Origin of the sequence: Pseudomonas sp. NFPP28 (genome assembly GCF_900115535.1) — a bacterium.
GTDB classification, from domain to species: Bacteria; Pseudomonadota; Gammaproteobacteria; order Pseudomonadales; family Pseudomonadaceae; genus Aquipseudomonas; species Aquipseudomonas extremorientalis.
The window spans coordinates 213,326-230,193 of record NZ_FOWT01000011.1 but is presented as its reverse complement, the minus strand read 5'-3'; the positions used below and the strand labels follow the sequence as shown (position 1 = coordinate 230,193).

Sequence of the window (16,868 nt, the reverse complement as noted above, 5' to 3'; positions counted from 1 at the left end):
TCAAGTGATTATTTTCAGAAGTTTTCGAAGATTTCTTCAACAACTTCAACCACTTGCGCTTCCGATCTCTCGTTAGCGGGAGGCGAATTCTACAGCGTTACACGCTGCTGTCAACACCTCTTTTTCTCCGCTTTCGACCGAGAAGATCGAAACGTTAATAGAGCCAGACAACACTGCCCTATCAACTGCTTCTGGGCCTCGATGAACTGAAGCAAGTCGCTGTCGAATTCTGCGTAACTCTTTGTTTACCAAGGAGTTTTCCGTTTCGACTGCGCCGGAAGTGGGGCGAATTATAGACTTCCAGAATCTGCCGTCAACCCTTAATTTGGTTTTTCTATCAAAGAGCCTGAAACACTCAAAGTCCGTCCTGTATAACGCATCAAAAAGGATAATTGAGCAATATATTGCTCATCACCAAACAGTTGAGCATCATAGCGCTCTTGCTTCTTTTATATGACTTCGGACGAATTCCCCAATGACCACCTCCCCCCGCAGCCTGGCCTCGACACTGTTCCCTGTCGGCCTGCTGTTGATCGCCATGGCCTCTATCCAGTCCGGCGCCTCGCTGGCCAAGAGCATGTTCCCTGTCGTTGGCGCACAAGGCACAACGGCACTGCGCCTGATTTTCGCCAGCGTGATCATGCTGCTTTTGTTGCGCCCGTGGCGCGCCAAACTGACCTCCAAGTCCTTACGTACCGTCATCGTCTACGGGATGGCGTTGGGTGGCATGAACTTTCTCTTCTATATGTCATTGCGCAGCGTGCCCCTGGGGATTGCGGTCGCCCTGGAATTCACCGGCCCCCTCGCGGTGGCCATTTACGCCTCTCGGCGCGCAGTCGACTTCCTGTGGATTGCCCTCGCCATCATCGGCCTTCTCTTGTTGATCCCGATGGGCGAGGCCAGCAGCGGCATCGACTTGCTGGGGGCAGCCTACGCGCTGGGAGCAGGCGTCTGCTGGGCACTCTACATTCTGTATGGTCAGAAAGCAGGGAATGACAACGGCGTCCAGACCGCCGCCCTCGGGGTGATGATCGCCGCATTGTTTGTTGCACCTATCGGCATCGTCCACGCAGGCAGCGCATTGCTGACTCCCGCACTGATCCCGATCGCCATCGGCGTCGCCATTCTGTCCACCGCCCTGCCCTACACCTTGGAAATGGTTGCACTGACGCGCCTCCCTGCCCGAACCTTCGGCACTCTTATGAGCATTGAGCCGGCTTTCGGCGCGCTTTCCGGCCTGTTATTCCTGCACGAGCACTTGTCCTTCGCCCAGTGGCTGGCAATCACTTGCATCATTTTGGCCTCCGTAGGTGCCACGGTGACGATGCGCAGCGAACCAAAGCCACTGGTTGCCTCGGATTGAAGTCTGATTGAATGTAGCTCTGGTATTTGCCGCACATTTAGGCCATGTTTAGGCCGTAAACGAATGTCATTCATGGAGAACTTCGACAAGGACAGCGCGAACGCTACACCCGAAAGCGAGTAGAGCCGGCCTCTGGCATTGCAAGGCGGCTATTAAGGATAGGAATGAAGCGAATTTTAATACTGTTAATGGTCATGGCCGTTGCTGGTTGTGCCGCGACCACCAAGACAGAAGTGAAACGTGGCAAAAAAGGGTTGCATATCAACTGTTCCGGCCTGTCTTCTTCCTGGGAGCAGTGCTACACCAGTGCGACCAACTCCTGTGGCGCCAAGGGCTACCGAGTAATCGCAAAGTCCGGTGACAATTCTGAGGAACCTGGGGACTACCCATTCGGCCTCAACCCTGCCGGCTACACCAGCCGCAGTATGATCGTCATCTGTAAATAATCGAATGAGCAGTCATCTCTGACTGCTCCTATCAAATCCGGATACAAATCCGGCCCTTCGCGACACGGCGTCTAAACTCCTGCTCGACCATCGAGCCAACGGAGTTCCCATGACACACAACAAAAAAATCGTATTGGTAGTGGGCGCCGGTGATGCAACCGGCGGCGCCATTGCCAGACGCTTCGCCCGCGAAGGCTATGTGGCCTGCGTCAGCCGCCGCAGCGCCGATAAGTTACAGCCGCTGGTGGACAGTATTAACGCAGTGGGCGGCGAAGCCCACGGGTTTACCTGTGATGCGCGTAAAGAAGAAGACGTCATCGCGCTGATCGAACAGATCGAAACTGAGCTGGGCCCGATTGAAGCCTTTGTGTTCAATATCGGCGCCAATGTGCCGTGCAGCATCCTGGAAGAAACCGCGCGCAAGTATTTCAAGATCTGGGAGATGGCCTGCTTCTCCGGTTTTCTGAACGCACGCGAAGTGGCCAAGCGCATGGTCACGCGCAATCGAGGCACCATCCTGTTTACCGGCGCCACCGCCGGATTGCGCGGCGGCGCAGGTTTTGCCGCCTTCGCCGGGGCCAAGCACGGGATTCGGGCCCTCGCGCAAAGCATGGCGCGGGAACTGGGTCCCAGGAACATCCATGTCGCCCATGTCGTGATCGATGGCGCCATTGACACCGACTTCATTCGCGACAATTTCCCGCAGAAATACGCACTCAAAGACCAGGACGGCATCCTCAGCCCCGAGCATATCGCCGATAACTATTGGCACCTCCACAGCCAGCCACGCGATGCCTGGACCTTTGAACTGGACCTGCGCCCCTGGAATGAACCCTGGTAAGCACGCCCCCATAACAATAAGCAGCGAGCATCGACCATGCGTAAAAACCTGGAATTCTTCTTTGACCTGGGCAGCCCCGCCACCTACCTGGCCTACACCCAGCTACCTGCATTGTGCGCGGCAACCGATACACAGCTTGTGTATAAACCCATGTTATTGGGCGGCGTGTTCAAGGCCACCGGTAACGCCTCTCCAATCACCGTTCCTGCAAAGGGTCGCTACATGCTCGATGACCTGGCGCGTTACGCCCGGCGCTACAACGTACCGCTCCGGTTCAACCCGCACTTCCCCATCAATACGCTGGTGTTGATGCGAGCGGTCACCGGCATCCAATTGCACCAGCCTGAGCGTTTCCTGGACTTCGTTGATTGCCTGTTCCATGCCCTTTGGGTCGAAGGCCGTCACTTGGGAGACCCCGCCGTCGTGGCTGCCGTACTCACTGAATACGGATTTGCCGCCAATGAAATCCTGAATTTGGCCAATGACGAAACCGTTAAGGCTGCCTTGAAGGACAACACCGAACAGGCCGTTCAACGCGGCGTGTTCGGTGCCCCCAGTATGTTTGTAGGCAACCAGCTGTTCTTCGGTCAGGACCGTCTGGAATTTGTGCGCGAAGCGTTGAGTTAGAGCTTGATGGCCAAAACGCCCTGGCACGTTACTGCCTGGCAGGTAATCAGATAGCCGCAGTGCGTACTTGCAACCACTCCAGCGCGGCACCGCTGAGCAATGGGCTCAAACGCTTGCGCACCTCAGTGTGGTAAGCGTTGAACCACTCACGCTCGTCTGCCGTGAGCAACGATGGCAACAGGCAGCGCGTGTCGATCGGGCACAAGGTCAGGGTTTCGAACTTGAGAAACTCACCGAACTCGGTCTTGCCCGCTTCGCGGTTCAACACCAGATTCTCGATACGCACGCCCCAACGGCCTGGACGGTAAGTACCCGGTTCAATGGAGGTGATCATCCCCGCTTGCATCGCCGTTTGCGGCGCGGTAGCCGCCTGGTAGGCAATCACTTGTGGGCCCTCATGCACGTTGAGGAAATAGCCTACACCGTGGCCAGTACCGTGGCCGTAGTCCACGCCTTCCGCCCAGATCGGCGCGCGGGCAATCGCATCCAGCAGCGGCGACAGGATCCCTTTCGGAAAGTGGGCACGGGACAAGGCAATCACGCCCTTGAGCACCCGGGTGCAGTCCCGCTTCTGCTCGTCACTCGGCGTGCCGATCGGCACCATCCGCGTGATATCCGTGGTGCCGCCCAGATACTGGCCACCCGAATCGATCAGCAGCAGGCCATCGCCTTCGATCAGCGCGTGCTCTTCTTCAGTGGCGTGGTAATGCGGCATCGCGCCGTTGGCGTTGTAGGCCGCAATGGTGTTGAAACTCAACGACACATAACCAGGGCGGCGGCTGCGTGCAGCGGTCAGGTGTTCGTCGATGGTCAACTCAGTGATGCGTTCACGGCCCAGCGCACTGTCCAGCCAGGCGAAAAACTCGCACAGCGCTGCGCCATCCTGCTCCATGGCTTGGCGGATATGTTCTGCGTCGGCCAGGCTCTTGCGGGACTTGGCCAATGTGGTCGGGTTGAGGCCTTCGACCAGCTTGACGCCGGCATCGAGATTCTCCAGCAAACCCGCGGTAACGCGCGCCGGGTCGACCTGCAGACTGGCGCCCGCCGGCACCGCGCGCAATGCATCCGCCACTTCGCTGTAGTCGCGCAGCGTCACGCCATCCTGCTCCAGCACAGCCCGCAACTCGGCGTCGACTTTGCTCAGTGCCACAAACAGCGTGGCCTGGTGTTGATTGATCAACGCAAAGGACACAAACACCGGGTTGAACGAAACGTCACCACCACGCAGGTTGAACAGCCAGGCAATGTCATCCAGGGTCGCGATGAAATGCCAGTCGGCGCCCTTCTCTTTCAAGGCAGCACGCAGCGAAGCGAGTTTTTCAATACGGCTGACAGTAGCCTGCGGTGGCAGGTGTTGATAGATCGGCTGGTTCGGCAATGCCGGACGGTCATGCCAGACTTCATCAAGCAGGTCGATATCGGTACGCAAGCGCGCGCCGCGCTCCGCCAGCTTACCGGCCAGGGTACGCGCCGAAGCCACGGCCATGACCGCACCATCCACCGCCACCACACCACCTTCCGGCGTTTGCTCGGCCAGCCACTCCAGCGGCCCGGGTTGGCCCGGCTGCAGCTTCACCAATTCGATGCCGCTGCCCTTGAGTTCCTTGGTCGCCTGTTCCCAGTAACGGCTATCGGCCCACACACCGGCGAAATCCGCAGTGACAATCAGCGTTCCCACCGAGCCATGAAACCCCGACAGCCATTGCCGCCCCTGCCAGTAACCCGGCAAGTACTCGGACAAATGCGGGTCGGCCGACGGCACCAGCAGGGCATGAATACCCTCGCGGCTCATCAGTTCACGGGTATGCGCCAGGCGCTGGGGAACCGTTCCATGGGTCAAGGGCTGCGTACTCATTGTGTCTCCTGCTAACCACGAATAATTGTTATGTGTCGCGATAAATGAATCAGACCGCCCAGAACGCCGGTGCGCTGGCGAGGGCCGCCTTGATCAGTTGCACCGCATGGTCGATATCCTGTTCAGTGGTAAACCGGCCGAGGCTCAAGCGAATGGTGCGGCTGGCGCTGCGTGCATCATGGCCCAGGGCGAGCAGCACATGGGACGGTGCATTGCTGGCCGAATTGCAGGCCGAGGTCGCAGAAAACGCGATCCCCGCGCTCAACGCCGCGGCGTTGAATTCGCCTTCACTGAACGTGAGGCTCAGGGTATGGGGAATACGCTGTGTAGCGCTGCCATTGAGGCGCACACCGGCCACCGACTCCAACTGGTCGAGCAGGCGCTGGCGCAGAGCCACAATCACCGCCTTTTCTTCAGAGAAAGACGCCGCCGCCAAGGCGAACGCGGTGCCCATGCCAGCAATCTGATGGGTCGCCAGGGTGCCGGAACGCAAGCCGCCCTCGTGGCCGCCACCGTGAATCTGCGCCAGGACCTTCTGCTGCGCCCGCGGACCGACGTACAAAGCGCCGATACCTTTGGGGCCATAGAGTTTGTGCGCGGAAAACGACATCAGATCCACCGGCCACTGCGCCAGATCGATCGCCACCTTACCCGCCCCTTGCGCCGCATCCACATGCAACAACGCGCCGTGTTCACGCACGCGGGCACCGATGGCAGGGATATCGTTGAGGGTGCCGAGCTCGTTGTTCACCAGCATCAACGACACCAGGAAGGTGTCCTCGCGCAAGGCTTCGCTGACGGCATCGGCGCTGATCAAGCCATCGGCGTCCGGCACCAGGTAGGTCACGGCCACGCCGGCTTCCTGCAATTGTCGCGCGGTATCCAGGGTGGCCTTGTGTTCGATCTGGCTGGTAATGATATGCCCACCCGCCACGCCCCGCGCCTGGGCCACGCCTTTGATCGCAAGGTTGTTGGATTCGGTGGCGCCGGAGGTCCAGACGATTTGCTCCGGGTTGGCACCGACCAGCCCGGCCACCTGACGACGCGCCTGTTCGACCGTCTGCCGGGCCGCCTGGCCGAACGCATGGGAACTGGACGCGGGGTTACCGAAATTGGCGTTGAAGCCCAGACACTCGACCATCACCTGGATGACCCGCTCGTCCACCGGGGTGGTGGCGGCATAGTCGAAATACAACGGACGTTTATTCATGACGTTAGAAACTCGCAGAGCAGGTTCCCGAGAGCAGCGTCTCAGGGGCACGGACCGGGACAGAGGTCGTCAGGTTTAACCGATCACACGCCATTAAAGAAGGACCACTTTATGTAAATGTGCGTAGGAACGCTCCTGAAATTCAGCTTAACAGGCTGAAGTCGCTCCATGGCAAACAAAAAGCCCGAGGATCCTTGTGGATAACCTCGGGCTTTTTGTCGCTGGGCGCGGGTTCAACTGGGACGACCATGCAGGGTCACGCTGCGTTCGGCATTCATTTCGCCCTTGCTATCAAAGTCGAAGGGTTTCTGTGGCTGGCCGGTCAGCGCGGCGCGCTGCTGTTGATATTCGTCAAACGACAAACCACGACGGCTCAATGCTTCAAGGGCCAACTGCTTGGTTTCTTCTGCGGTGTAAGGACGCAATTCAGGCGAAGGATGAGTCGCACATCCGGCAAGGACTGAGCTGACAATCAATAAGGAAACAGCGAGGAATCGGTTCATGGTGGTGGCCCTGCAAAGGAGGTTTCGAGTCAATGAACACAGGCTACTCCCGCCCCTTGATGGTGAAAAATCACCTGCCTTGATAGTTGCTATCAACCGCCAACGCACCTTCGATAGCAGCGCCTTTATATTTCCTTATGATCTATAAATATGGAAATACGTTCATTTACGGAATAAATACAACCCTCTATAACGGGACTACACCGCCTGGCACTGTTGCCCACGCAACTGTTGCCCTGGCAACAGCCAATCAACAAATCACCAGGCAGCCAACACCGGCATTTTTCAGCAGTGAGCCTGCAACCCGCGTCGATCAAGGCTTGCACCCGTTGGTACAGCTCTTGCTCAAGCGGTTGCACTCCACCTGCTATGAACCACTGTTGAAAAAGGAACTGTTCATGACCCGTCCCCTGAATGTTGTTGCCCTCTCCGGCGGAACCTGGCGCCCGTCCCGTACCCTGGTGTTGACCCAGGCGGTGCTGGCTGAGCTGGCTACCTTGCTGCCGATCCAGGCCACCCTGATCGAGCTGGGCGATATCGCCCGGCCGCTGGGCGGTGCGCTGTCCCGTGATGAACTGCCCGCAGAAGTCGAAGCGCAACTGTTGGCCATCGAACAGGCCGACTTGCTGATCGTCGCCGCGCCGGTCTATCGCGGTTCCTACCCGGGCCTGCTCAAGCACCTGTTCGACCTGGTCGGCCTCAATGCGCTGATCAACACCCCCGTGCTCCTGGCGGCAACCGGCGGCAGCGAACGCCACGCGCTGGTCCTCGACCACCAACTGCGTCCGCTGTTCAGCTTTTTCCAGGCGCTGACCCTGCCGATCGGTGTGTACGCCACCGAGGCCGACTTCACCGACTACCAAATAACCAGCGAATTACTGAAAGCCCGTATTCAACTGGCGGCAGAACGCGCAGCGCCTTTGTTCGCCGCGCACTCCCCCTCTCTGCTGAAAATCGCTTAAGGATTGGTCATGGATGTTTTCTGGTTTCTGCCAACGCACGGCGACGGTCATTACCTGGGCACCACCCAGGGTGCACGGCCGGTCACCCTCAATTATCTGAAACAAGTCGCCCAGGCAGCTGACAGCCTGGGCTACCACGGCGTGCTGATTCCTACCGGGCGCTCGTGCGAAGACTCCTGGGTCATCGCCTCGGCCTTGGTGCCGCTGACCGAACGCCTGCGTTACCTGGTGGCGATTCGTCCGGGCATCATTTCGCCGACTGTCTCGGCGCGCATGGCGGCGACCCTCGATCGCCTGTCCAATGGCCGCCTGCTGATCAACGTGGTGACCGGCGGCGACCCCGACGAAAACCGTGGCGACGGCAGTTTCCTCGACCACGCCGAACGCTACGAAGTCTCCGACGAATTCCTACGTATCTGGCGCCGTGTGTTGCAGGGCGAATCGGTGGATTTCGAAGGCAAGCACCTGCGCGTGCAAAACGCCAAGGCCCTTTACCCGCCGGTGCAGAAGCCTTACCCGCCGCTGTACTTCGGTGGATCCTCCGACGCCGCCCACGACCTCGCCGCCGAGCAGGTGGACGTGTACCTGACCTGGGGCGAACCACCCGCCGCCGTTGCGGAAAAACTCGCGGATGTGCGTGAGCGCGCCGCACGCCACGGGCGCACCGTGAAGTTCGGCATCCGCCTGCATGTGATCGTGCGCGAGACCGAAGAAGACGCCTGGAAAGCCGCCGACAAGCTGATCGAGCACATCAGCGACGAAACCATCGCCGCCGCGCAAAAATCCTTTTCGCGCTTTGATTCCGAAGGCCAACGCCGCATGGCCGCCCTGCACGACGGGCGCCGTGACAACCTGGAAATCGCCCCCAACCTGTGGGCCGGCGTCGGCCTGGTGCGCGGCGGGGCCGGCACCGCGCTGGTGGGCAACCCGCAACAAGTGGCCGAACGCATCAAGGAATACGCGGACCTGGGGATCGAGAGCTTCATTTTCTCCGGCTACCCGCACCTGGAAGAAGCCTATCGCTTCGCCGAGCTGGTGTTCCCGTTGCTACCGGAACCCTATGCCAGCCTTGCCGGCCACGGCATCACCAACCTCACGGGCCCCTTTGGCGAAATGATTGCCAACGATGTGTTGCCGACCAAAGCTTGAGATCAATGAGGAACACCGTGTGACCGCCAAACCCCACAGCGTCCTGCCGTCCCCCTTGCAGACCGCCAGACTGCTGGCCGCCGACTTCGCCCTCACCGCCGTCGAACGTGACGAACGCGGCGGCACGCCCAAGGCTGAACGCGACGCCCTGCGCCAGAGCGGCCTGCTGGCCCTGAGCATTCCCACCCAGTACGGTGGCCTCGGCGCACGCTGGAGCGACACCCTGGGTATCGTGCGTGAATTCGCCAAGGTCGACAGCTCCATCGCCCATGTCTTCGGTTTTCACCACCTGATGCTCGCTACCGTGCGCCTGTTTTCACGCCCGGACCAATGGCAACCCTGGTTCGAACAGACCGCGCGCAAAAACTGGTTCTGGGGCAACGCCCTCAACCCGCTGGACACGCGCACCGTGGTCAAGGATTTCGGCGGCTGGCGCGAGTTCTCCGGCAAAAAGAGCTTCTGCTCCGGCGCCAGCGACTCTGAAATGCTGATCGCTTCGGCGGTGGACGAATCCGCCGGTGGCAAACTGCTGATCGCAGCGATCCCCAGCGGGCGCAGCGGCATCACCTTGCACAATGATTGGAACAATATCGGCCAGCGCCAGACCGACAGCGGCAGCGCCAGCTTCGAACGGGTGCGCGTCGAAGAATCCGAGCTGCTGCTCGATCCGGGACCGCTGAGCACACCCTTCGCCTGCCTGCGCCCGTTGATCGCCCAACTGACGTTCACCCACATGTTTCTCGGCATTGCCGAAGGCGCCTTCGAGGAAGCGCGCAATTACACCCTCACCGAAACCCGCGCCTGGCATAAATCCTCGGCCGAAGATGTGCGCAGGGACCCTTACGTACTGCATCACTACGGCGAATTCTGGGTCGCACTGGAAGGCGTGCGCCTGCTGGTGGAGCGCGCTGCCGACCTGCTCGACCAGGCCTGGGCCAAAGGCCCGAACCTCAGCGAAACCGAACGCGGCCAGTTGGCCATTGCCATCGCCACCGCCAAGGTCGCCGCCACCCAGCAGGGCCTGGAGCTGTGCAGCCGCCTGTTCGAAGTCACCGGCGCGCGCTCCACGCACGCATCGCTGCGCCTGGACCGTCACTGGCGCAACCTGCGCACCCAGACCCTGCACGACCCGGTGGACTACAAACTCCACGAACTGGGGGACTGGGCGCTGAACCACTCCCTGCCGATTCCAACGTTCTATTCCTAAGAGAGGTGCCCATGCAGCTGTTGACCCTACCGCCCTCGCCCGCCCTCGCGACCTCGATCCGCGCCACGGCCCAGGTCTTCGAAGACCCCAAATCCCAGGCGTTGCTCGACCACATCCAGCAAGTGGCGCCCAGCGAAGCCAGCGTGCTGATCATCGGCGAGACCGGCACCGGTAAAGAGCTGGTGGCACGCCACATCCACAACCTCAGCGCACGGCGCAACCGGCCGTTCGTGGCGGTCAACTGCGGGGCGTTCTCCGAGTCCCTGGTGGAGGCCGAACTGTTCGGCCATGAAAAAGGCGCCTTCACCGGCGCCCTCAGCGCCAAGGCCGGCTGGTTCGAGGAGGCCGACGGCGGCACGTTGTTTCTCGATGAGATCGGCGATTTGCCGATGGCGATCCAGGTCAAACTGCTGCGGGTCCTGCAGGAACGAGAAGTCGTACGCCTGGGTTCGCGCAAGAGCATTCCGATTGATGTGCGCGTCTTGGCCGCAACCAACGTGCAGTTGGAAAAAGCCATCAACGCCGGGCATTTCCGCGAAGACCTCTATTACCGCCTCGACGTGGTCAGCCTGGAGCTCAGCCCGCTGCGCGAGCGCCCCGGCGATATCCTGCCGCTGACCCGACACTTTATCGAAGCCTACAGCCAGCGCCTGGGGTATGGCCCCATCACCATCAGCCGCGAGGCCGAGCACAAGCTTAAAAGCTACAGTTGGCCGGGCAACATCCGCGAGTTGGAAAACGTAATCCACCACACCCTGCTGATCTGCCGGAACGGCGTGATCGAGCGCGACGACCTGCGCCTGTCTAACATGCGCATCGAGCGCCAGGACGACAGCCAGCACGGCAGCGACAACAGCGCTGAAGCATTGCTTGCGCGGGCCTTCCAGAAACTGTTCGAGGAACAGGCCGGCGCCCTGCATGAAAAGGTCGAAGATGCCCTGCTACGGGCCGCCTACCGTTTCAGCCATTACAACCAGGTCCACACCGCCAACCTGCTCGGCCTGAGCCGCAACGTCACACGTACGCGCCTGATCAAGATCGGCGAGCTGGCGGTGAACAAGCGCCGGCCCGGAGAAAACGTGCAAGGCGAGCGCATGCTGCACCTATCCATTTAGGCGGCAGTGCAACGCGTTGTCGTGGCTGCGCTCGAAACTGCGCAGCACCTGGAACGAACCAAAGGTCACGGCCGTGGCCTGGTGGGCGCGAATCAATGTCCAGAAATCTTCCTCGCCATGCTCAAAACACTGGAAGGCCGCCTCGCCGTCTTCACGCGAGTGCCATTGCAGGTAATTGAGCACCCGCCGTCCGTCATCGCTGACCAGCACACTCGCATTGATAAAGCCGCCATGGCCCTGGGCCAGGCGTTCGCTCTGAAGGGTCAGGGCGGCCACCAGGGCAGATTGTTGCCGGGGTTCGATCTGAAACTCGATCAATTGAGTGAAGCTGCGATTCTTCTCTGATACCTGCATGAACACTCCCCTTCCTCTGTAGGCAGAATCTTGCGATTCGATGCCATGCAGGGTAAAACCTCTAGTTAAGTCAAGGTCAAGCGCTTATCTGGAGTTTTTCATGCTCAACAAGGAACTCACTGTCGGCCAACTGGCCGCCCGCAGTGGTGTGGCGGTCACGGCGCTGCACTTCTACGAAACCAAGGGGCTGATCAAGAGCAATCGCAACGCCGGTAATCAACGGCGTTACCCCCGGGATGTACTGCGGCGCGTGGTGGTGATCAAGATCGCCCAGCGCCTGGGCATTCCGCTGGCAACGATTGGCGAAGCCTTGCAGACATTGCCGGAGGGGCGCACGCCCAACGCCCAGGATTGGGAGCGTTTGTCGGCGCTGTGGCGGCAAGACCTGGATGAGCGCATCAACAAGCTGACGCTGCTGCGCGACAAGCTCAATGGCTGTATTGGCTGCGGATGTTTGTCGATGGAGGCGTGTCCATTGCGCAATCAGGATGACCAGCTTGGTGAGCGCGGGCCGGGGGCACAGTTGCTGGAACCGACACCCCCTGCATGACCTGCGGCCCCAACACTTCGTCGACTGCCCACAGGCCACACGGAACGTGGCCTATAGTGAAGAGGCCGTTTCTCTACAACCACAATCAAGGAGAGCGATATGAGCGTTGAACCTATTCCGGAGGGCTACGCCAGCATCACGCCTTATATGGGCATCGACAAAGCCAGTGAAGCCATCGAGTTCTACAAAAAAGCCTTCGGCGCCACCCAGGTCATGCGTCTGGACATGCCGGATGGCAAAGTCGGCCATGCCGAGCTGCGCATCGGCGATTCGGCCATCATGCTGGGCACGCCCTGCGACGAAATGGCCCTGCGCAACCCGGCCGAACACACCAGTGTCGGCTTGCATCTGTATGTGAGCGATGTCGACGCGCAGTTCAAGCAAGCCGTTGCGGCTGGCGCCAGCGTCGTGTCCGAGCCCAAGGACCAGTTCTATGGCGACCGCTCCGCCAGTGTGAAGGATCCGTTCGGTCATCTGTGGTTCCTGGCGACCCACAAGGAGGACCTGACCGAAGCACAGATCCGCGAACGTGCCGAGGCCCTGTTCAAACAAGGCTGACCCTTTGCAGGAGCGAGCAAGCCCGCTCCTGCATCACACTTCATGAACACCCCCTCCACGTTTTTGCCCTTGCCCCGAATGCCGCGTGATTCCAAGATGCAAGCATTCATCACAAGGAGTCATTCCATGTTCGCCGGATTCCAGAAAGACCAGTGCCACGTCAACGGCGTGGACATCAGCTACCGCAAAGGTGGTACAGGTCCCGGTCTGCTCCTGTTGCACGGGCATCCGCAAACCCACGTCATCTGGCACAAAGTCGCCGACCAACTGGCTGAACACTTCACCGTGGTGGCCGCCGACCTGCGCGGCTATGGCGACAGCAGCAAGCTGCCGGCCAATGACCATCACACCCATTATTCGAAACGGGAAATGGCCCGGGACAACGTCGAACTGATGCAGGCGCTGGGCTTCGACAGGTTCTCGGTGCTGGCCCACGACCGTGGTGCCCGCGTGGCCCACCGCCTGGCCCTGGACCACCCAGCGGCCGTGCAACGCATGGTGCTGCTGGACATTGCCCCGACCCTGTCGATGTACGCGCAGACCAACGAAGCCTTCGCCCGCGCCTACTGGCACTGGTTCTTCCTGATCCGTCCGGCGCCCTTGCCGGAAGCCTTGATCGAGGGCAACCCGGAGCTGTACCTGCGTAGCGTGATGGGCAGTCGCAGCGCCGGGCTCAAGCCGTTCACTCAGGAAGCCTTCGCCGAATACTTGCGTTGCCTGAAATTGCCGGGCGCCGCCACGGGCATCTGCGAGGACTACCGGGCTGCCGCCGGCATCGACCTTGAGCACGACCAGGCGGACATCGACGCCGGCCATCACCTGAGCCTGCCGTTACTGGTGATGTGGGGTGCCGAAGGCACTGTCGGGCGCTGCTTCGAGCCGCTCAAGGAATGGCAGAAAGTCGCCACCGACGTGCGTGGCAAGGCCCTGCCGGCCGGCCATTACATCGCCGAAGAAGCCCCTGAGTTGCTGCTGGGCGAAGTCCTGACCTTCCTTCGCTGAGCAGCGCTGTAACCCCGGTTCTTCCGCATCCTCGGCATTATCTGCCGGGAGGGCACCGATCGGCGCCTTCGCTGCTATCGCGTTCACCGCCGGCAAGCAACCGGGCCTGCCGAAAGGTCTGCCCAACCGGTGCTATTCTGGCGGCTCATGCCGCCAGCCCCGTTTGTGATGACTAACAAGAAAGATACCGTGCCCCTACCCGAAGACCTGCGGGTGTTCCTGACCGTGATCCGCAAGGCCGGTTTCGCTGCGGCGGCCGATGAGCTGGGCTTGTCGCCAGCGTATGTCAGCAAGCGCATCCAGATTCTCGAAACCACCTTGGCCACCCGCCTGTTGCACCGCACCAGCCGGCGCATTGCCCTGACCGAAGACGGTGAACGGGTGCAGCGCTGGGCGGTGCGCATCCTCGAAGATTTCCAGCAACTGTCCGATGAACTCTCCGACGCCCATGACCGCCCGCGTGGCCACCTGCATCTGTGCAGCAGCTTCGGTTTCGGTCGCAACCATGTGGCCCCCGCCGTATCGTTGCTGGCTGAGCAGTACCCGGACCTGGAAATCCGCCTGGACCTGTTCGACCGCGTGGTGGATATCGTCAGCGAAGGCTTCGACCTGGAGATCCGCGTGGGCGACGACATCCCCGGCCAGCACATCGGCCGTCGGCTGGTGAGCAACCGGCGCGTGCTGTGCGCCGCCCCGGCTTACCTGGAGCGGCGCGGCACACCGCAACAGTTGAGTGACCTGGAGCAGCACGACTGCCTGATACTCAAGGAGCGCGATAACGCGTTCGGCATCTGGAACCTGGAGCGCGACGGCATCCAGGAAAGCGTGCGCGTACGCGGGCCGCTGTCGTCGAACAATGGCGAAATTGTGTTGCAGTGGGCATTGGATGGGCGCGGTGTGCTGCTGCGCTCGATGTGGGATGTGAAGCCGCTGTTGGAGCAAGGCAAGCTCGTGCAGCTACTGCACGGTTATACCCAGAGCGCCAACGTGTGGGCGGTGTACCCGACACGGTTGGCGTATTCCGGGAAGCTGCGGGCCTGCGTGGAGTTTTTGCAGGAGCATTTCAAGGGATTGTCGATCTAGCTCAGCCAGGGGTTGGCTTGCAGGTGCCGGCGTTCGAAGGCCTTGATCTCCTCACTGCGCTGCAAGGTGCTGCCGATGGCATCCAGGCCCCGCAACAACGCAGTCTTGCGCAGGGTATCGATCTGGAACGGGATCACCTGGCCATCCGCCAAATGGATCTGCTGGGCTTCAAGGTCGACACTGATCTGCGCCTGGTCCGCCTGGCTGACGGTCTTGCCCAGCTGCTGCAACACCGCCTCATCCAAGGTGATCAACAACACCCCGTTGCGCTGGCAATTGTCATAGAAAATCCCCGCGAAGCTGCTGCCGATCAGCGCGCGGATGCCCATCTGCTTCAAGCCCCATACCGCGTGTTCCCGGCTGGAACCGCAGCCGAAGTTCGGCCCGACCACCATGAAACATGCGCCCTGCCAGGCCGGCAGGTTCAGCACGAACTCGGGGTTGGGCTCGCCGGACGGCAAGAAGCGCAGGTCGAAGAACAGCCCGCGGTCCAGGCCGCTGCGGTCAATACCCTTGAGAAACTGTTTGGGCATGATCACATCGGTATCGATGTTGGCCGCCAGCATCGGCGCGGCCTTGCCGGTGACCAGGGTGAAGGGTTGCAGGCTCATGGGTGCGCTCCAAAGTGGCGGATATCAGTGAGGCGGCCGGTAATGGCAGCGGCGGCGACCATCGCCGGGCTCATCAGGTGGGTGCGTGCGCCCGCGCCCTGGCGGCCTTCGAAGTTGCGGTTGGTGCTGGACGCACAGCGGTCGCCGGGGGCGAGCACATCGTCGTTCATCGCCAGGCACATCGAGCAACCCGACTGACGCCATTCAAAGCCGGCGTCGATAAAAATCGCTGCAAGGCCTTCGGCTTCGGCCTGGTCGCGCACTTCGGTGGAGCCCGGCACGATCATCGCCCGCACGTGTTCAGCGACGCGCTTGCCACGCACCACGCTGGCGGCGTCGCGCAGGTCTTCGATGCGGGCGTTGGTGCAGGAGCCGATGAACGCATGGCTGATGACGATCTCGCTCAACGGCATACCGGCTTCCAGGCCCATGTAGTTGAGGGCGCGGCGCATGTCCTGGCGCAGGATCGGGTCGCTGACGTCCTGCGGGTCGGGCACGCGGGCGCCGATGGGCGCGGCCTGGTCGGGGCTGGTGCCCCAGGTGACCATGGGTTCCAGGGTGCTGGCATCGAGGTGCACTTCCTGGTCGAACACCGCATCGGCATCCGAGTGCAGTTGGCGCCAGCCCACCAGCGCCTGGTCCCACAGCTCGCCTTTCGGCGCACGCGGCTTGCCCTTGAGGTAGGCGAAGACTTTTTCGTCCGGCGCCATGAACGCGCCGCGCGCGCCCGCTTCCACCGCCATGTTGCAGATGGTCATGCGCGCCTCGACGCTCAGCGCATCGATGGTGGAACCACGAAACTCAATGGCATAGCCCGTGGCACCGGAAGCGCCGATCTTGCCGATCAGCGCCATGATCACATCCTTGGACGTCAGGCCGGGTGCCAGGTCGCCCTCAACCGTGACCCGCAGGGTCTTCAGGCGCTTGTAGACCAGCGTCTGAGAGGCCAGCAGGTGTTCGATCTCCGAGGTGCCGATGCCGAAACCGAAGGCACCGAGGGCGCCGTAGGTGGTGGTGTGGCTGTCACCGGCGGCGATCACCATGCCTGGCAGGATAAAGCCCTGCTCCGGGGCGATTACGTGTTCGATGCCCTGGCGCTTGTCGAGGATGTCCAGCAGCTCGATGCCGAAGTCCCGGCAGTTCTCCGCCAGGTAGGACACCTGCCGCGCCCCGCCTGCATCGGGCATCGCCGCGACGCGCTTGGGCGTGGTGGGGTTCACATGGTCGACCACGGCCAGCGCCGTGCCTGGGCGCCACACGTTGCGCCCGGCCTCGCGCAAGCCGCTGAAGGCCTGGGGGCTGGTGTATTCGTTGATCACCTGGCGGTCGATATAAAGCAGCACATGGCCCTGGTCATCCAGGGGGCACACCGTGTGGGAATCGATGTGTTTGTCGTAGAGGGTTCGGGCAGTCATTTTTCTGGGCTCACTTT

18 protein-coding genes are annotated in these 16,868 nt (G+C 61.2%); 12 read left to right on the top strand and 6 right to left on the bottom strand.

The window, feature by feature from the left end; translation table 11 throughout:
- Positions 1–475: 475 nt before the first annotated feature.
- From rhtA to BM110_RS26865, 4 genes are all read left to right on the top strand, one after another.
- Positions 476–1,363 carry a threonine/homoserine exporter RhtA gene (rhtA, locus tag BM110_RS26880; protein ID WP_071492290.1) on the top strand — a complete coding sequence of 296 codons (888 nt, stop codon included), beginning with the start codon at positions 476–478 and terminating at the stop codon, positions 1,361–1,363.
- A gap of 164 nt (positions 1,364–1,527) precedes the next feature.
- Positions 1,528–1,809: a hypothetical protein gene (locus tag BM110_RS26875; RefSeq protein WP_058426920.1), complete on the top strand. Its 282-nt coding sequence runs from the start codon at positions 1,528–1,530 to the stop codon at positions 1,807–1,809.
- Between the two features lie 109 nt (positions 1,810–1,918).
- Positions 1,919–2,650, top strand: coding sequence for an SDR family oxidoreductase (locus tag BM110_RS26870; RefSeq protein ID WP_092248073.1), 732 nt, complete (start codon positions 1,919–1,921; stop codon positions 2,648–2,650).
- A 36-nt stretch (positions 2,651–2,686) separates the two neighbouring features.
- Complete coding sequence (locus tag BM110_RS26865; protein WP_093514464.1) at positions 2,687–3,277, top strand: 2-hydroxychromene-2-carboxylate isomerase; 591 nt, start codon at positions 2,687–2,689, stop codon at positions 3,275–3,277.
- A gap of 46 nt (positions 3,278–3,323) precedes the next feature.
- On the opposite strand, the gene BM110_RS26860 is transcribed toward BM110_RS26865, so the two are convergent.
- From BM110_RS26860 to BM110_RS26850, 3 genes are all read right to left on the bottom strand, one after another.
- The gene (locus tag BM110_RS26860) at positions 3,324–5,132 is read right to left on the bottom strand and encodes an aminopeptidase P family protein (protein ID WP_093514463.1); all 1,809 of its coding nucleotides are present in this window, start codon (positions 5,130–5,132) and stop codon (positions 3,324–3,326) included.
- Between the two features lie 49 nt (positions 5,133–5,181).
- Positions 5,182–6,342 (bottom strand): cysteine desulfurase family protein, encoded by a 1,161-nt coding sequence (locus BM110_RS26855; protein ID WP_093514462.1) that lies wholly within the window; start codon positions 6,340–6,342, stop codon positions 5,182–5,184.
- A 233-nt stretch (positions 6,343–6,575) separates the two neighbouring features.
- A complete protein-coding gene (locus tag BM110_RS26850) occupies positions 6,576–6,845 on the bottom strand; it encodes a hypothetical protein (protein ID WP_092248061.1) in 270 nt (89 codons plus the stop codon).
- 398 nt (positions 6,846–7,243) lie between these two features.
- Between BM110_RS26850 and msuE the strand changes: the two genes are divergently transcribed.
- The 4 genes from msuE to BM110_RS26830 are packed head-to-tail and all read left to right on the top strand — an operon-like array spanning position 7,244 to position 11,278.
- Positions 7,244–7,807: an FMN reductase gene (gene msuE, locus BM110_RS26845; RefSeq protein ID WP_058426944.1), complete on the top strand. Its 564-nt coding sequence runs from the start codon at positions 7,244–7,246 to the stop codon at positions 7,805–7,807.
- A gap of 9 nt (positions 7,808–7,816) precedes the next feature.
- A complete protein-coding gene (ssuD, locus tag BM110_RS26840) occupies positions 7,817–8,956 on the top strand; it encodes an FMNH2-dependent alkanesulfonate monooxygenase (protein WP_071492284.1) in 1,140 nt (379 codons plus the stop codon).
- Positions 8,957–8,975: 19 nt separating this feature from the next.
- Positions 8,976–10,163, top strand: a complete 1,188-nt coding sequence (locus BM110_RS26835; RefSeq protein WP_093514461.1) for an acyl-CoA dehydrogenase family protein — start codon at positions 8,976–8,978, stop codon at positions 10,161–10,163.
- A gap of 11 nt (positions 10,164–10,174) precedes the next feature.
- Entirely contained in the window at positions 10,175–11,278 is a 1,104-nt protein-coding gene (locus tag BM110_RS26830) for a sigma-54 interaction domain-containing protein (RefSeq protein ID WP_071492282.1), read from the top strand.
- Here BM110_RS26830 and BM110_RS26825 read toward each other — a convergent pair.
- Positions 11,267–11,632 carry an antibiotic biosynthesis monooxygenase gene (locus tag BM110_RS26825; RefSeq protein ID WP_071492281.1) on the bottom strand — a complete coding sequence of 122 codons (366 nt, stop codon included), beginning with the start codon at positions 11,630–11,632 and terminating at the stop codon, positions 11,267–11,269. The genes BM110_RS26830 and BM110_RS26825 overlap by 12 nt on opposite strands.
- A gap of 100 nt (positions 11,633–11,732) precedes the next feature.
- Here BM110_RS26825 and soxR point away from each other — a divergent pair, with 100 nt between their 5' ends.
- The 4 genes from soxR to BM110_RS26805 all read left to right on the top strand — a co-directional run bounded on the left by soxR (position 11,733) and on the right by BM110_RS26805 (position 14,825).
- The gene (soxR, locus tag BM110_RS26820) at positions 11,733–12,182 is read left to right on the top strand and encodes a redox-sensitive transcriptional activator SoxR (RefSeq protein WP_071492280.1); all 450 of its coding nucleotides are present in this window, start codon (positions 11,733–11,735) and stop codon (positions 12,180–12,182) included.
- A gap of 99 nt (positions 12,183–12,281) precedes the next feature.
- Positions 12,282–12,740 (top strand): VOC family protein, encoded by a 459-nt coding sequence (locus BM110_RS26815; RefSeq protein WP_092248052.1) that lies wholly within the window; start codon positions 12,282–12,284, stop codon positions 12,738–12,740.
- Between the two features lie 126 nt (positions 12,741–12,866).
- The gene (locus tag BM110_RS26810; protein ID WP_093122604.1) at positions 12,867–13,742 is read left to right on the top strand and encodes an alpha/beta fold hydrolase; all 876 of its coding nucleotides are present in this window, start codon (positions 12,867–12,869) and stop codon (positions 13,740–13,742) included.
- Between the two features lie 168 nt (positions 13,743–13,910).
- Positions 13,911–14,825 carry a LysR substrate-binding domain-containing protein gene (locus tag BM110_RS26805; RefSeq protein ID WP_218189520.1) on the top strand — a complete coding sequence of 305 codons (915 nt, stop codon included), beginning with the start codon at positions 13,911–13,913 and terminating at the stop codon, positions 14,823–14,825.
- On the opposite strand, the gene leuD is transcribed toward BM110_RS26805, so the two are convergent.
- Both leuD and leuC read right to left on the bottom strand, forming a co-directional pair.
- Positions 14,822–15,436 carry a 3-isopropylmalate dehydratase small subunit gene (gene leuD / locus BM110_RS26800; RefSeq protein WP_093514459.1) on the bottom strand — a complete coding sequence of 205 codons (615 nt, stop codon included), beginning with the start codon at positions 15,434–15,436 and terminating at the stop codon, positions 14,822–14,824. The genes BM110_RS26805 and leuD overlap by 4 nt on opposite strands.
- The gene (leuC, locus tag BM110_RS26795) at positions 15,433–16,851 is read right to left on the bottom strand and encodes a 3-isopropylmalate dehydratase large subunit (RefSeq protein ID WP_093514458.1); all 1,419 of its coding nucleotides are present in this window, start codon (positions 16,849–16,851) and stop codon (positions 15,433–15,435) included. The genes leuD and leuC overlap by 4 nt, the downstream gene beginning before the upstream one ends.
- Between the last annotated feature and the right edge of the window lie 17 nt (positions 16,852–16,868).

Excerpts from the sequence above, each read along its gene's own strand:
- leuD (WP_093514459.1), bottom strand. The coding sequence starts at position 15,436 with ATGAGCCTGCAACCCTTCACCCTGGTCACCGGCAAGGCCGCGCCGATG.
- BM110_RS26855 (WP_093514462.1), bottom strand. The coding sequence starts at position 6,342 with ATGAATAAACGTCCGTTGTATTTCGACTATGCCGCCACCACCCCGGTG.
- BM110_RS26875 (WP_058426920.1), top strand. The coding sequence starts at position 1,528 with ATGAAGCGAATTTTAATACTGTTAATGGTCATGGCCGTTGCTGGTTGT.
- BM110_RS26830 (WP_071492282.1), top strand. The coding sequence starts at position 10,175 with ATGCAGCTGTTGACCCTACCGCCCTCGCCCGCCCTCGCGACCTCGATC.
- BM110_RS26860 (WP_093514463.1), bottom strand. The coding sequence starts at position 5,132 with ATGAGTACGCAGCCCTTGACCCATGGAACGGTTCCCCAGCGCCTGGCG.
- BM110_RS26850 (WP_092248061.1), bottom strand. The coding sequence starts at position 6,845 with ATGAACCGATTCCTCGCTGTTTCCTTATTGATTGTCAGCTCAGTCCTT.
- rhtA (WP_071492290.1), top strand. The coding sequence starts at position 476 with ATGACCACCTCCCCCCGCAGCCTGGCCTCGACACTGTTCCCTGTCGGC.
- BM110_RS26870 (WP_092248073.1), top strand. The coding sequence starts at position 1,919 with ATGACACACAACAAAAAAATCGTATTGGTAGTGGGCGCCGGTGATGCA.
- BM110_RS26810 (WP_093122604.1), top strand. The coding sequence starts at position 12,867 with ATGTTCGCCGGATTCCAGAAAGACCAGTGCCACGTCAACGGCGTGGAC.
- BM110_RS26805 (WP_218189520.1), top strand. The coding sequence starts at position 13,911 with ATGACTAACAAGAAAGATACCGTGCCCCTACCCGAAGACCTGCGGGTG.
- ssuD (WP_071492284.1), top strand. The coding sequence starts at position 7,817 with ATGGATGTTTTCTGGTTTCTGCCAACGCACGGCGACGGTCATTACCTG.
- leuC (WP_093514458.1), bottom strand. The coding sequence starts at position 16,851 with ATGACTGCCCGAACCCTCTACGACAAACACATCGATTCCCACACGGTG.
- BM110_RS26865 (WP_093514464.1), top strand. The coding sequence starts at position 2,687 with ATGCGTAAAAACCTGGAATTCTTCTTTGACCTGGGCAGCCCCGCCACC.
- soxR (WP_071492280.1), top strand. The coding sequence starts at position 11,733 with ATGCTCAACAAGGAACTCACTGTCGGCCAACTGGCCGCCCGCAGTGGT.
- msuE (WP_058426944.1), top strand. The coding sequence starts at position 7,244 with ATGACCCGTCCCCTGAATGTTGTTGCCCTCTCCGGCGGAACCTGGCGC.
- BM110_RS26815 (WP_092248052.1), top strand. The coding sequence starts at position 12,282 with ATGAGCGTTGAACCTATTCCGGAGGGCTACGCCAGCATCACGCCTTAT.
- BM110_RS26825 (WP_071492281.1), bottom strand. The coding sequence starts at position 11,632 with ATGCAGGTATCAGAGAAGAATCGCAGCTTCACTCAATTGATCGAGTTT.